13 protein-coding genes are annotated in these 12,090 nt (G+C 72.8%); 6 read left to right on the plus strand and 7 right to left on the minus strand.

Annotation, left to right across the window (positions count from 1 at the left end; translation table 11 throughout):
• Window positions 1-243 precede the first annotated feature (243 nt).
• The 4 genes from ACQ9ZG_RS03525 to ACQ9ZG_RS03540 form a co-directional block, all read right to left on the minus strand.
• Window positions 244-528 (minus strand): helix-turn-helix transcriptional regulator, encoded by a 285-nt coding sequence (locus tag ACQ9ZG_RS03525; protein ID WP_109916301.1) that lies wholly within the window; start codon window positions 526-528, stop codon window positions 244-246.
• A gap of 199 nt (window positions 529-727) precedes the next feature.
• Window positions 728-1,117, minus strand: coding sequence for a GntR family transcriptional regulator (locus ACQ9ZG_RS03530; RefSeq protein WP_018492644.1), 390 nt, complete (start codon window positions 1,115-1,117; stop codon window positions 728-730).
• Entirely contained in the window at window positions 1,114-1,803 is a 690-nt protein-coding gene (locus tag ACQ9ZG_RS03535; protein ID WP_258312247.1) for a hypothetical protein, read from the minus strand. The genes ACQ9ZG_RS03530 and ACQ9ZG_RS03535 overlap by 4 nt, the downstream gene beginning before the upstream one ends.
• 385 nt (window positions 1,804-2,188) lie before the next feature.
• Window positions 2,189-3,079: a S1 family peptidase gene (locus tag ACQ9ZG_RS03540; RefSeq protein WP_109916299.1), complete on the minus strand. Its 891-nt coding sequence runs from the start codon at window positions 3,077-3,079 to the stop codon at window positions 2,189-2,191.
• A 558-nt stretch (window positions 3,080-3,637) separates the two neighbouring features.
• On the opposite strand from ACQ9ZG_RS03540, the gene ACQ9ZG_RS03545 reads away from it, so the two are divergent.
• The 4 genes from ACQ9ZG_RS03545 (at window position 3,638) to ACQ9ZG_RS03560 (ending at window position 7,299) form a co-directional block, all read left to right on the plus strand.
• Complete coding sequence (locus tag ACQ9ZG_RS03545; protein WP_018492647.1) at window positions 3,638-4,417, plus strand: S1 family peptidase; 780 nt, start codon at window positions 3,638-3,640, stop codon at window positions 4,415-4,417.
• 345 nt (window positions 4,418-4,762) lie between these two features.
• Window positions 4,763-5,674 carry a LysR family transcriptional regulator gene (locus tag ACQ9ZG_RS03550; protein ID WP_028418992.1) on the plus strand — a complete coding sequence of 304 codons (912 nt, stop codon included), beginning with the start codon at window positions 4,763-4,765 and terminating at the stop codon, window positions 5,672-5,674.
• Window positions 5,675-5,871: 197 nt separating this feature from the next.
• Window positions 5,872-6,456 carry a snapalysin family zinc-dependent metalloprotease gene (locus tag ACQ9ZG_RS03555; RefSeq protein WP_018492649.1) on the plus strand — a complete coding sequence of 195 codons (585 nt, stop codon included), beginning with the start codon at window positions 5,872-5,874 and terminating at the stop codon, window positions 6,454-6,456.
• Window positions 6,457-6,843: 387 nt separating this feature from the next.
• On the plus strand, window positions 6,844-7,299 hold the full coding sequence (locus tag ACQ9ZG_RS03560; RefSeq protein ID WP_109916690.1) for a Rieske (2Fe-2S) protein: 456 nt from the start codon (window positions 6,844-6,846) through the stop codon (window positions 7,297-7,299).
• On the opposite strand, the gene ACQ9ZG_RS03565 is transcribed toward ACQ9ZG_RS03560, so the two are convergent.
• Window positions 7,286-7,960, minus strand: coding sequence for a cysteine hydrolase family protein (locus ACQ9ZG_RS03565; RefSeq protein WP_109916689.1), 675 nt, complete (start codon window positions 7,958-7,960; stop codon window positions 7,286-7,288). The genes ACQ9ZG_RS03560 and ACQ9ZG_RS03565 overlap by 14 nt on opposite strands.
• 100 nt (window positions 7,961-8,060) lie before the next feature.
• Between ACQ9ZG_RS03565 and ACQ9ZG_RS03570 the strand changes: the two genes are divergently transcribed.
• A complete protein-coding gene (locus ACQ9ZG_RS03570) occupies window positions 8,061-8,534 on the plus strand; it encodes a pyridoxamine 5'-phosphate oxidase family protein (RefSeq protein WP_109916688.1) in 474 nt (157 codons plus the stop codon).
• A gap of 25 nt (window positions 8,535-8,559) precedes the next feature.
• On the opposite strand, the gene ACQ9ZG_RS03575 is transcribed toward ACQ9ZG_RS03570, so the two are convergent.
• Window positions 8,560-9,591 carry a LysR family transcriptional regulator gene (locus tag ACQ9ZG_RS03575; RefSeq protein WP_109916687.1) on the minus strand — a complete coding sequence of 344 codons (1,032 nt, stop codon included), beginning with the start codon at window positions 9,589-9,591 and terminating at the stop codon, window positions 8,560-8,562.
• Between the two features lie 93 nt (window positions 9,592-9,684).
• Here ACQ9ZG_RS03575 and ACQ9ZG_RS03580 point away from each other — a divergent pair, with 93 nt between their 5' ends.
• Window positions 9,685-10,749, plus strand: coding sequence for a DMT family transporter (locus ACQ9ZG_RS03580; RefSeq protein ID WP_109916686.1), 1,065 nt, complete (start codon window positions 9,685-9,687; stop codon window positions 10,747-10,749).
• Here the strand turns inward: ACQ9ZG_RS03580 and ACQ9ZG_RS03585 are convergent.
• Window positions 10,736-12,067 (minus strand): aminotransferase class I/II-fold pyridoxal phosphate-dependent enzyme, encoded by a 1,332-nt coding sequence (locus ACQ9ZG_RS03585; RefSeq protein ID WP_499279885.1) that lies wholly within the window; start codon window positions 12,065-12,067, stop codon window positions 10,736-10,738. The two genes, ACQ9ZG_RS03580 and ACQ9ZG_RS03585, sit on opposite strands and share 14 nt — an antisense overlap.
• Window positions 12,068-12,090 lie beyond the last annotated feature (23 nt).

Consider the following 12,090-nt stretch of genomic DNA (forward strand, 5'->3'; position numbering starts at 1 on the left):
CGGCAGGCTCCCCCCGGCTGCTCCACCAGTTCCGATTTCAGCGGCGATTTCTGCACAGCCTGCTGGGTTGGCGAGCAAGCGGCCGCGATCTCGGGCCCGACTGCGGCAGCCACGAGCGCCAGGCGACGCCGGCGTTCACGCCGGTGGCGATTTCGCGGCCCGCACCGGCTTGGCCAAGTCGCTGAGCTTCAGGTTTTCACGCGCGCCGGTGCGGGCGGAGTGGAAAGGGGTTGTCCCACCCCCTCATCGGAGGGCTGCGTCGGCGTTCCCCTTCGGGGGCTCAGCAGCATGCGGGAAGCGTTCCGCGAGCCGCTGGAGCAGGTGGGCGTAGGCATCGCGGTGTGGCCGCCGGGGATGGGACTGGCCCAGCTCCCAGCGCACCACGGCGAGGCGCTGCACGCCGACCGCGTCCGCGACGTCCTTCTGTGTGAGGCCGGCGGCGAGGCGCAGTTGGGCGCGCACGCGCGGCGGAGGCAGGACGTTGTCCAGGAGGGCATCGACCCGCTTCAGGGCTTCCAGCTCGGACATAGCGCAACTCCCCATGCTCGGTGGATCTCTGAAAACATGCACTACACAGCTGACGCGGTACGGCCGATGTCGCACGGCCGGGGCGGTCGCACACGGCATCCGGCGTACGGACGCGTGGTCATGCGGCGTGATTCCCTTCTCCAGGAGGCTGTTCTCGACCTGGGGTACGGACGGGGTGACCTGTCGGGGCACGGCTCGGCTACGGTCTGTCGAGATGTGCGAGGGCGTACCGGATCGCGGCGAGCGCCTCGTCGTTGGTGGCGTTGAGCTGTCTGGCGGCGGCGGCGTAGGCGCTTGCGTGCTCCGCGAGCTTCACCTCGATGTCGGTGGTGGCCGACGGGGCGATGACCTGGGTGCCGGAGCCGCGGCGGCTTTTGACCAGGCCTGCGGCCTCGAGTTCGCGGTAGGCCCGCACCACGGTGTTGTTGGCCAGTCCGAGGTCGGAGGCCAACTGGCGTACGGACGGCAGTCTGGCCCCCTGGCCCAGCCGGCCGACCGCGATGAGATCGGCCAGTTGCGCGCGGAGTTGCTCGTACGGCGGGACGGGGGACGCGTGGTTCACGCCGATACTGATGCCGTCGGCGGTCATGACCCAGCCTTGATGTAGGCCTGCGGCAGCAACAGCACGCAGAGACAGTGACCCGCGGTCGTCGCGGAGATGAGGACGGCGACCGCCAGTCCCGAGATCGCGCCGCCGTTCGTCGCGCCCTGGCAGGGCACACTCAGCGCCCCGAGGCCCATCATCGCGGAGACGGCGAAGAGAGGAGCGCTCACCAGCACTCCCCACGCCCCCACAGCCGCCCGGACTTTGACGCGGCGTTGGCCGTCGTCCCCCGAGCGCGCGGTGATCCGGCGCAGGAGCAGCGCGCAGGCAACCGTACCGACGGCGAGACCGCCCAGGACCGGCCAGGCGTGGACGGAGCCGGGCCAGGGTGAGAGCAGGTAGGTGCCGGCCGGGCAGGTGACGGAGAGGGCCCGCCCGGGGCGGCCCTCGGAGTCGGCCGAGGCCATGGCGGCGGCGACGGTCAGCAGGACCAGCAGGGCGACGGCCTGCACGGCGAGTGCGACCGTCAGGGATCGGGGCACGTAGTCGCGGATGCGGCGCGGCGTCATGTCGGCCGCTCTCAGCCAACGGGGCTCCGGCCGCCCGATCATGTCCGCCGCGAACAGGCCGGCCATGACACAGAGACCGAACACGGGAAATCCGTAGAGCAGGTCCACGACAGGCTCGGAGCTGAAGGTCACCAGCACGTTGGCGGCCAGGCCGGTCGCCACGCCTGCCCATCGGACAGGGGTGTCCGGACCCACCCGCCACGTGCGTTCCGTTCCTGCGGCAGCCGACATGCCACCCCCCTTCCCCAGCACCAGCTGTATCAACTACCTGACACAATCACTCAGAGAATCCAACTGTGTCAAGCAGTTGACACGCTTGCCGTGGGGTCACCGCAGCCGGCTCCGCCCTCCTTCGCCGGGGTGGCGTGCCGCCGTTCACCGGACGGCTCGGGGGCCGGTCCTCCGTCGAGCCGTTCCTGCCGGATGCCGGCGGGACGTGACGGAGGCCATCACGGGGAACGGCCCCGGAACCGACACTGTCCCCGCCGGCGGACCGGCGGGGACAGTGCTCAGGGCCGACGGTGAAGGCCCCTGTTCGGTGCGGGGATCAGATGATGCTCACGCCGTAGACGCTGAGCGCCTCGGTGACGGGCTGGTAGAACGTGGTGCCGCCGGAGGAGCAGTTGCCGCTGCCGCCGGAGGTGAGGCCCAGAGCGGTGCTCCCGGAGAAGAGCGCGCCGCCGCTGTCACCGGGCTCGGCGCAGACGTTGGTCTGGATCAGACCGGTGACGATGCCGTCGGCGCCGTAGTTGACGGTGGCGTTGAGGCCCGTGACCGAACCGCCGTGCAGGCCGGTGGTGGAGCCGCTGCGCTGGACCGACTGGCCGACCGAGGGGTCCGCGGCGCCGTCGATCTCCTGGTAGCTGCCGTTGTAGAGATAGACACGGCCGTCGGCCGCGTTCGGGTCGGAGTGCCGGATGATGCCGTAGTCGTTGCCGGGGAAGCTGGATCCGGTCGTGGTGCCGATCGACCACGAGCTGCCGATGTTGGTGCAGTGGCCCGCGGTCAGGGCGAACTTGGTGCCCGCGCCGTCCTGCACGTTGAAGCCGAGGGAACACCGGGCCCCGCCGGTCGTGATGGCCTCGCCGCCCGCGATGAGCTTGCTGAACTTGCCGGGCGCGTGCTTGACCTCGAGAGCGTCGGCGTTCGTGCCGGCCTCGCTCCTGATCTTCGCGATCTCGGCCTTGGTGACCGTGCTGTCGACGGTGACGACGACCTTGCCCGACTCGGCGTCGACGTACCAGGCGGTGCCGCCGATGTCCGCGGTACGGACGGAGTCGGCCGTCTGGCTGAGCTGGGTGGCGCTGAACGTCTTCGGGGCGGGCTGGGCGGCCGCCGTGGCGGCGGGTACGGCGAGTGCCGCGGCGGCGGCGAGGGCGGTTGCCCCGGCGATGAGTCGTGCTCGTCTCGACATGCTGTGGGGGTGGGAGAGTCGCACTGCAAGTCCTCCAGATCGTGGGGGGAACTCGGGGCGTTGGGTGGACGCCCATGACACGTCATCAGGAGTCAGGTGATCAGGCCGACGTGTCCCTGACAATGTTGTTTCATGCTGGACAGGCCTGTGCGCCCACACAAGACCCCCCGCGCCGGACTGGCTGAAAAGCGACTGGTCCACCGGGCGTCAAAGCTCCCAAATCTACTGATTGACGACGGGAGAAGAAGAGGGATGGCCTGAATGGGGTGACCTCTCCAGTGGGTCGCCACCCCTACGGAGCGGGCCGCAGGGGCGGTCCGAGACGGGCCGGAGGGGGTCCGCAGAGGCAGGGCGGAGACGGGTCCGAGACGGGCCGGAGGCCAGCCGCAAGGGCGGACCCGAGGCGAGCCGCCGGAACTACCGCCCGGTACTCGCGGATGTTATGGGCCGCCGACATTGGCGCACCCGCACGGCCCCTCACATACTCCTGTGGACGGCAGGTTGACGGGCCACGAACAACCCCGAAAGGCCAGTGGACCCGGCGCCTCCGCACCTCCCACACCTCCCACACGAAGGACCCCCATGCCTCTCCCCAGGCCCCTGCTCGCCGTCGGCCTCGCCCTCGGCATGGCCGTCGCCGCCCCGGCCTTCACCGGCACCGCGACCGCCGCCCCGAACCCCATCGTCGGCGGCGGACAGGCCACCACCACGTACTCCTTCATGGGCTCCATCCAGGTCAACGGCGGCCACTACTGCGGCGCTTCGCTGATCTCCCCGGGCTGGATGGTGACGGCGCTGCACTGTACGTACGGCAACGGCGCGCTCCCGCCCTCCGCCCTCCGCGTCCGGATCGGCTCCAACGACCACCTCAGCGGCGGCACCCTGGCGAGCGTCTCGCAGATCGTCCGCCCCTCCAACAGCCAGAGCATGCCGGGCCAGGACATAGCCCTGCTCCGCCTCAGCAGCCAGGTCGCCAACACCCCCGTGCCCATCACCGCCACCACCCCGCCCGACAACACCGCCACCCGGCTGCTCGGGTGGGGCCAGACCTGCCCGCAGCGCGGCTGCTCCACCGGCGCGCCCCGCTACCTCAAGCAGCTCGACACCAAGGTGCTGCCCGACAGCTCCTGCCTCGGGATGGTGAACAGCCGCGAGCTGTGCATCGCGGGCACCACCTCCAACACCGCCTGCTACGGCGACTCCGGCGGCCCCGCCCTGGTGAACCGGAACGGGCGCCTCGAACTGGCCGGCGCCACCAGCCGCAGCGGTTCCAACAGCACCACCTGCGGAGTCGGCGGCGCGGTCTACACGGACGTGGCCGCCTGGCGGTCCTGGATCGAGCAGTACACCGGGGCGCTCTGAGCCGGTCCCCGGCACGGCAGCTCCCGGGGGCTCCGACCCGGGCCGGGAGGGACGGTTCCCCGGGCGTCCTGAGCCCGGGCCCGGAACCACGGTCTCCCCGGCGTCCTGATCCCGGACCCGACTCGAAGGTTCCCCGGGGACTCCGACCCGGACCCGGCACAGCGGCGCCCCGAGCCCGTTGCGCCCGGGCCCGGAACGGCGGCCCCCGGGGCACCCGGGTCCGCGTCCGGCCTGGTGGTTCCGGGGCGGTCGGGCCCCCACCCCGGCCACCCCGGAACCACCGCGAACCACCTCATGCCTCGCGCATGGACATGCCATACGTGAGTGAACTAGCCTCAATCAGCCATGGACCTGGAACTGCGGCACCTCCGCATTCTGCTGGCGATAGCCGAGGCGGGCAGCCTGACCAGGGCAGCCGCCGCCCTGATGCTGTCCCAGCCGGCCATGACCACACAACTCCGGCGGATCGAGGCGTCGTTCGGCCAGCCGCTCTTCGAGCGGTCGGCGCGTGGAGTGGTGCCCACCCGGGCGGGCGAACTCGTCATCTCGCACGCCCGGGACGCGGTGGTCAGCGCCGACCGGATCCGCAGCTACCGGCTCCGGCCCGCACCGGGCCCGGAGCCGGTGACGGTCGGCGGCAGTTCGGGGCCGCTGCTGAGCCATCTCACCCTCCACCTGCCCGCCGTCCTGAGCAATCCGGTCACCTTCGTCCAGTTCCCGGCCACCGGGGACGCCATGAGCCGCCTCGGGGACCGGTCCATCGACGCGGCGTGCCTGGTGGATCTGGAGGGCTTCGGTACGACACCGGCCGACGGCGTCGTCGTCGACGTCATCGGCCTCGAACCGGTGGTGGTGATCCTCCCCGCCGGGCACGCCCTCGCCGGCGAGACCCGGATCGACCTGGCGGGCCTGGCCGACGAGACCTGGCTCCTGCCCCCGCACGACCCCGGCTGCGACGACTACGGGGCGCTGGTCCACGCCTGTGCGACGGCCGGATTCGTGCCACGGTTCTCGCCGCACCGGATCGGCGATCTGAGCATCCTGTGCGACCTGGTCGCCCAGGGCGTCGGCCTCACCCTGGCCCAGGGGTCGGCCCGGGCGCGCGAGGGAGTGGTCATGCGAAGACTCGCGGGCGACCCCCTGCTCGGGAGACATCTGCTGGCCCTGCACCGCGACTCGCCCCTGATCGCCTCCCGCCCTCTCCTGCTCGGTCTCGTCCGGGACGCCTTCAGCGCCCGCTGCGTCGAGCCCGGCTGAGCGGACCGGCCGGACGACGGCAACGAACCGGCCATCCACGCACGTGATGGCCGGCCGACATGAGCACAGACCGGCGGGAGACCCGCATACTCCCGACCAGACGAATTGACAGTCCACCGACAACACTGCCGATGGACGAGAACCGCGGGAGGGCCACCCGCCCTCCCGCCAGGGAACAGCCCAGCGAAAGGACAGCCATGCCCCGCTCCAAGTGGTTCGCGGCGGCCGGTACCGCCGCCGCCATCACCATGCTCATGGCCCCGGCGACCCACGCCGTCTCCGCGCCCTCGCAGACCGCACCGGCCCGCGCCGCCGCGGTCACGACCCTCTACTACGACTCCACCCGGGCCGCCGGCTGGGAAGCGGCCATCACCGCCGGGGTCGCCTCGTGGAACGCGAACGTCGCCAACGTGAAGCTGGCCAAGGCACAGCCCGGCACCCGTGCCGAGATCCAGATCATCGCCACCAACGGCTGGCCGCAGGCGACGCTCGGCCCGGTCCGCCCCGGCGGCCAGGCCCGGGTGGAACTCGGCAGCCTCGCGGTCACCGACGGACACGACAAGACCCGCATCGCCGCCCACGAGATCGGCCACAACCTCGGCCTGCCGGACACCAAGCCCGGCCCGTGCTCCCAACTGATGTCGGGCTCCAGCGCCGGGACCAGTTGCAAGAACTCGGTGCCCAACGCGGCCGAGCGGTCCCGCGTCGAGTCCGCGTACGCGGGCCGTGGAGCCGCCTCGCTCACCCCGGCCGACGGACGCGTGCTGGTCGACGCGCACTGACCGGCACGCAGGGGGAAGGCCGGGCGGCGGGGCAGGGTGACCCGCCGCCCGGCCGCATGCCCTTATCCGCGACAGCCCCCCGTACGGACGCGCCGGCACCCACCTCGCCCCCGCCCGCCCGGAGGCGCATGACCTTACCCGCGCCCGCGCCCGCCCTCGTACGGACACGTCGGCGCCCCCTCCTCCCCGCAACGCCCGGAGCCGCATGGCCGGAGCCGCCTGGCCGGAGCCGCACGCCCGGAGCCGCACGCCCGGAGCCGCAGGGGCCGTAGCCGTGAATCCGTCTCCGTACGCGATCGGCCTCCGCACCGATGAACACGCGCGCGCCCTCCCCCGTACCCATGGCCGAAGCCATTGCCATGGACACCGATGAAGGGAACGGCCGCGATGAGCGCAGCGCAGGAGCACCGGACCGTCGAACGCCGCACGCTCGTCCTGGCGGTGGGTGCGGTCGGGGCGGCCGCCGCACTCACCGCCTGCGGGGGTTCGGACGGGCCGGGCGGCGGCTCGGGCGGTACGGACCCGGTCGAGCAGCCGGGGAGCGGCGGGGCGGGCGGGGCCGTCCTGGCGAAGACGGCGGACATCCCCGAGGGCGGCGGCGTCGTCTTCGCGGCGCAGAAGGTGGTGGTGACGCAGCCGAGGGCCGGTGAGTTCAAGGCGTTCTCGGCCACGTGTACCCACCAGGGGTGCGCTGTCAGGGGCGTCACGGACAACGTGATCACCTGCCCGTGCCACAACTCGACGTTCGACGCGGAGACCGGCAGCCCCACCGCCGGGCCCGCCACCCAGCCGCTGCCCGCACGCGAGATCTCGGTGGAGAACGGGGCGATCACCCTGGCGTAGAGGCGGGTCCGTTCCGTCTGCGGGGGGCCTTCCACCCGCCCAGGACCGCGTCGGTGGTCGTGATGGTGGCGACCAGGGCGAGGGTGTTGCGGATCATCGCGGGGGTGTAGTCGGCCGGCACCCCCGCGATGGCGTCGGACGGGACGACGGCCGTGTAGCCGAGGTTGACGGCGTCGAACACGGCGTTGGGGATCGCGACGTTGGCCGAGACCCCGGTGACGACGAGGGTCCGGCAGCCGAGGTTGCGGAGGAGGGCGTCCACATCGGTCCCGGCGAGCGGCGACAGCCCGTGCAGCCGTCGTACCACGAGGTCTTCCTCAGCCACCTCGATGGGCGGCGCGATCCGTACGGCCGTGGTGCCGGTGTGCTGCTGCACGGGAAGCCGGCCGACGGCGCGGAAGAGGCGGGCGTTGCGGTTGGCCCCGCGCCCGTCGGGGCGGCTCTCCGCGACGGCGTGCATGACCTGGGCCCCGCTCCCGTGGGCGGCGGCGACCAGTCGGGCGATGTTGCCGAGGGCCCCCGACGACCGCGCCACGCGCGCGAGTTCGGGCAGTGCGCTGCCCGGCCCCACGACCCCCTGCTGACATTCGACGGTCAGCAGTACGGTGGTGGCGGGGTCGAGCAGGGCGGCGAGTTGTTCCTGGGACTGGCCGGACACCACGGCGCTCCTCCTGCGGTCTGCTCCCGTTGCGTCGGGGAGAGGAAGGCCCCATGATTTCTGACAGTACGTCAGATGACAAGGAGCAAGGGGAGGACAGCGCGTGACCGACACCCAGCGGCGCGGCCGCCGGATCATGATGACCCCCGGGGAACGGGACGCCTACCTCCGCGAACAGCGCACCTGCCGGGTCGCCACGCTCGCCGCCGACGGCCCGCCGCACATCGGCGCGCTCTGGTTCGTCTGGGACGGCACCTCGCTCTGGCTCTACTCCATCACCCGCAGCCTGCGCTGGTCCCAGCTGCGCGAGGACCCGCGGATCGCCGTGGTGGTCGACGACGGGGAGGCGTACGACGAGCTGCGCGGCGTGGAGCTTTCCGGTACGGCGGAGTTCGTCGGCGAGGCCCCGCGCACGGGTGAGCCGTGCCCCGAACTCGACGTACCGGAACGGCTGTTCCCCGCGAAGTACTTCGGGATGACGGAGATGCCGCACGACGGTCGGCACGCCTGGCTGCGGCTCACCCCGTCCACCGTCACCTCGTGGGACTTCCGCAAACTGGCGGACCTGGGGCGGTAGTCGACCCGCGCCGCCAGGTCGGCGGTCACCCGCCGGTGGAGCCCGCGGAGGGTTTGGAGACTTCGAAAGGCCCGGCGGCTTCGAAGGGCCCGGAAGCCTCGGAGGAAGCGGAGGCCATGGGGGATCCGGAGAGCTCGGGGGAACCGGAGGCTTCGGACGCCACCTGCTCCGCCGCCGCCCGCAAGGCGTCGACCGCGGCCCGGACGGAGGGGCGGCGGTCGGCGTCCGTGCGCCAGACCGCGTGGATGTGGCGGCGCATGGTCTGCCGTACGGGAACCAGGGAGACGCCCTCGGGAACGGGGCCCCGGCCCAGCCGCGGCGCCACACAGACGCCGAACCCGGCGGCGATCAGAGCAAGTTGGGTGTGATGCTCACCGGCCAGATGGGAGATGCGCGGCTCGATCCCCCGGGAGCGCAGGGTGAACATGAGCCATTCGTAACAGAATTCACCCTCCGGCCAGGAGACCCACTCGTCCTGCGCGAAGTCCTCCAGCTCCACTTCGGACCGCCCGGCCAGCGGATGCCCGGCCGGCATGGCGATGTCCGGTGCGTCGTCGAGGAGTTCGACCTTGGCGAGGCCACCGGGGACGGGCAGCCGCTTGTTGCTCCAGTCGAGCGCCACGGCCACGTCGACGTCGCCGCGCAGCACGGCCTGGAGCCCTTGCTCCGGCTCCAGTTCCCTGGTCCGCACCTTCAGTTCGGGGTGATCCGCGCGCAGAGCGGTGAGAGTGCCGGGCAGCAGCCCCCGGGCCGCCGTAGGGAAAGCGGAGAGCGTCACCTGGCCGACCACCTCACCGCGCTGGGCCTCGATGTCGGACTGGGCCAGCTCCACCTGTGACAGGATCCGCGCCGCATGGTCCGCGAGGAGGCGGCCCGCGTCGGTGAGGCGGACCCCCCGGCCGTTCCTGGCCAGCAGTTGCTGCCCGACCTCGCGCTCCAGCTTGGCCATCTGCTGCGAGACCGCCGACGTGGTGACGTGCAGGCCCCCGGCGGCCCCGCTCACCGAGCCGTGCCGGGCGAGGGCGTCCAGGGTGCGCAGCCGCTCCAGATTCAACATGTCCGCTCCAGGTTCGACATATAAGCGATGCTACGCGAACAAGCACAGAAACTCTCGCTTGTTCTAAGGAGTGCTGTTCGTCATCGTGGAGCCATGAGCGCCCCCTGCCAGCAGCCCACCACCCCCGCGGCCGCCCCCTTCGCCCCGCCGGCCACCGCCGTCCCCCTGCCGGCCACTCCCACCGCCACCGTGCCGCGCCCGGCCGTCGACTGGCGGATCCGGTTCGCCGCGCTCTCCCTCATCTGGGGGTTCAGCTTCCTGCTCATCAAGGTGGGAACTCAGGGGTTCGCGCCGTTCCAGGTCACCCTCGGGCGGCTCCTGGCCGGGACCGCCGTCCTGGCCGTCGCGATGGCGATGCGCCGGGAGCGGCTGCCGCGCTCACCCCGGACCTGGGGGCACATCACGGTCGCGGCGTTCTTCCTCAACGCCCTGCCGTTCTCGCTCTTCTCGTACGCCGAGCTGACCATCCCCTCCACCCTCGCCGGGATCTGCAACGCGACCTCGCCCCTGTGGGGCATGGCCCTCTCGGTGGTCGCCCTCTCCGAGGACCGCCCGACCCGCCGCCGCGTCGCGGGCCTGGGCGTCGGCTTCCTCGGGGTGCTGACCGTGCTGGGCGCCTGGCAGGGCTTCTCCGGCCTGGACCTGCCCGGTACGGGGATGGCGCTGCTGGCCTCGTTCAGCTACGCGGTCGGCTGGATCTACGTCCGCCGTACGCTGGCGGGCACCGGCTCCTCGACGCTCACCCTCACCGGCAGCCAGCTCTTCGTCGGCACGCTGCAACTGGCCGTGGTGACCCCGGTGTTCACCTCCGCCCCGGACACGTTCCCGGTGCTGCCCACGCTCTCCGTGCTGGCCCTCGGCGCACTCGGCACGGGGCTCGCCGTGCTGCTCCAGTACGGGCTGGTCCAGGAGGTCGGCCCGACGACCGGGCAGATGGTCACGTACTTCATCCCGGTGATCGCCACCGCGGCGGGCGTCGCCCTGCTCGGCGAGCAGCTGACCTGGAACACCCCGGTGGGCGCGGTGATCGTGCTGGCCGGAGCGGCCCTGACCCAGAGCCGCCCGTCGACCACGGCCAACCGCCCCGGGCCCCGGTTCCGGCCCCGGACCCGGTTCCGTGCGGCGGACACCCGGCCGGAACGCCTCAGCCGTACGTGACCGGCCGCGCGACTCCGGCCGCCGCCGCCACCGCGTCCGCCAGCGGCCCGATGTCCGCCGCCGTCAGCCGGGAGACGGTGAGCCGCACCGCCTGGGGCGTGGACATCCGGAAGCGTGCCCCGGGTGCCACGGCCCAGCCCGCGTGGAGGAGCCGCGCGACGGCCCCGGTCTCGTCGCTGACGGGCACCCACACGTTCATCCCGCTGCGCCCGTACGCCGTCACCCCGCGTTCGGCCAGGGCGTGGACGAGGGCGTCACGACGCTCCCCGTAGGACCGGGCGACGGCGGCGGTGTCGACGGCGCCCGAGGTCCACAGGTGGAGCACGGCGCGCTGGAGCAGCCGGCTCACCCAACCGGGGCCCAGCCGCTGCCGGCCCGCCACCCGGTCGACCGTGACCGCGTCCCCGGTGAGCACGGCGACCCGCAGGTCGGGACCGTACGCCTTGGCGGCCGAGCGGACGAGGGCCCAGTGGTCCGTGGTGCCAGCCAGCGGGTGCAGGGGCAGGTCGACGATGGCGTGGCCGTGGTCGTCCTCGATCAGCAGCACGTCCGGGTGGCGGGCGAGCACCGCCCGCAGCTCCCGGGCGCGGCCCGCGCCCATCGAGGCGCCGGTCGGGTTCTGCGCGCGGCCGGTGACGACGAGCGCCCGCGCCCCGGCCCGCAGCACCCGCTCCACGTCCGCGGCCACCGGCCCGTCGTCGTCCACCCCGACCGGCACGGCGCGCAGCCCGAGCGCGGGGACGAGGTCGAGCACGCTGCCCCAGCCCGGGTCCTCCACCGCCACCGCGTCGCCCGGCCGCAGATGCGCCGCGAGCACCCGCTCGATGGCGTCGAGGGAGCCCGAGGTCACCGCGACGGGACCCTCCGGCACCCCGTCGGCGTCCATCGCGGTGCGCGCGTACGCGGCGAACTCGGGGACCACGGGCGCCTCGCCGTAGAGCCCGGGGTGCTCCGCGTCGACCGCGGCCGCCGCGGCGAGCGCCGGGCCGAGGGCGGGCAGCAGCTCGGGATCCGGGTTGCCCTCGCCGAGGTCACGGACGCCCGGCGGCGCCTCGATGCGCAGGGAGCCGCGGGGGGTGCTGGCCGGACGCGACCGGACCCGGCTCCCCCGGCGCCCCGCCGTCTCGATCACTCCGCGCTCGCGCAGCGTCCGGTAGGCGGCCGCCACCGTATTCGGGTTGACCTCCAGATGCGCGGCCAACTCCCGCATCGGGGGCAGGACATGGCCGGGCGGCAGCTCGCCGGAGCCGACCCCGCGCTCCACGCTGGCGGCAATCTCCGCTGCACGCCGCCCACTGATCCGATACTCTCCTAGCACAAACAACACTATGCACTAGTGCA

Origin of the sequence: Streptomyces araujoniae (assembly GCF_050871195.1) — a bacterium.
GTDB classification, from domain to species: domain Bacteria; phylum Actinomycetota; class Actinomycetes; order Streptomycetales; family Streptomycetaceae; genus Streptomyces; species Streptomyces bacillaris.

What these genes read in the sequence shown, in the direction of transcription:
- ACQ9ZG_RS03560 (WP_109916690.1), top strand. Translation starts at nt 6,844, where the DNA reads ATGAGCGCAGCGCAGGAGCACCGGACCGTCGAACGCCGCACGCTCGTC.
- ACQ9ZG_RS03550 (WP_028418992.1), top strand. Translation starts at nt 4,763, where the DNA reads ATGGACCTGGAACTGCGGCACCTCCGCATTCTGCTGGCGATAGCCGAG.
- ACQ9ZG_RS03555 (WP_018492649.1), top strand. Translation starts at nt 5,872, where the DNA reads ATGCCCCGCTCCAAGTGGTTCGCGGCGGCCGGTACCGCCGCCGCCATC.
- ACQ9ZG_RS03530 (WP_018492644.1), bottom strand. Translation starts at nt 1,117, where the DNA reads ATGACCGCCGACGGCATCAGTATCGGCGTGAACCACGCGTCCCCCGTC.
- ACQ9ZG_RS03580 (WP_109916686.1), top strand. Translation starts at nt 9,685, where the DNA reads ATGAGCGCCCCCTGCCAGCAGCCCACCACCCCCGCGGCCGCCCCCTTC.
- ACQ9ZG_RS03545 (WP_018492647.1), top strand. Translation starts at nt 3,638, where the DNA reads ATGCCTCTCCCCAGGCCCCTGCTCGCCGTCGGCCTCGCCCTCGGCATG.
- ACQ9ZG_RS03575 (WP_109916687.1), bottom strand. Translation starts at nt 9,591, where the DNA reads ATGTTGAATCTGGAGCGGCTGCGCACCCTGGACGCCCTCGCCCGGCAC.
- ACQ9ZG_RS03525 (WP_109916301.1), bottom strand. Translation starts at nt 528, where the DNA reads ATGTCCGAGCTGGAAGCCCTGAAGCGGGTCGATGCCCTCCTGGACAAC.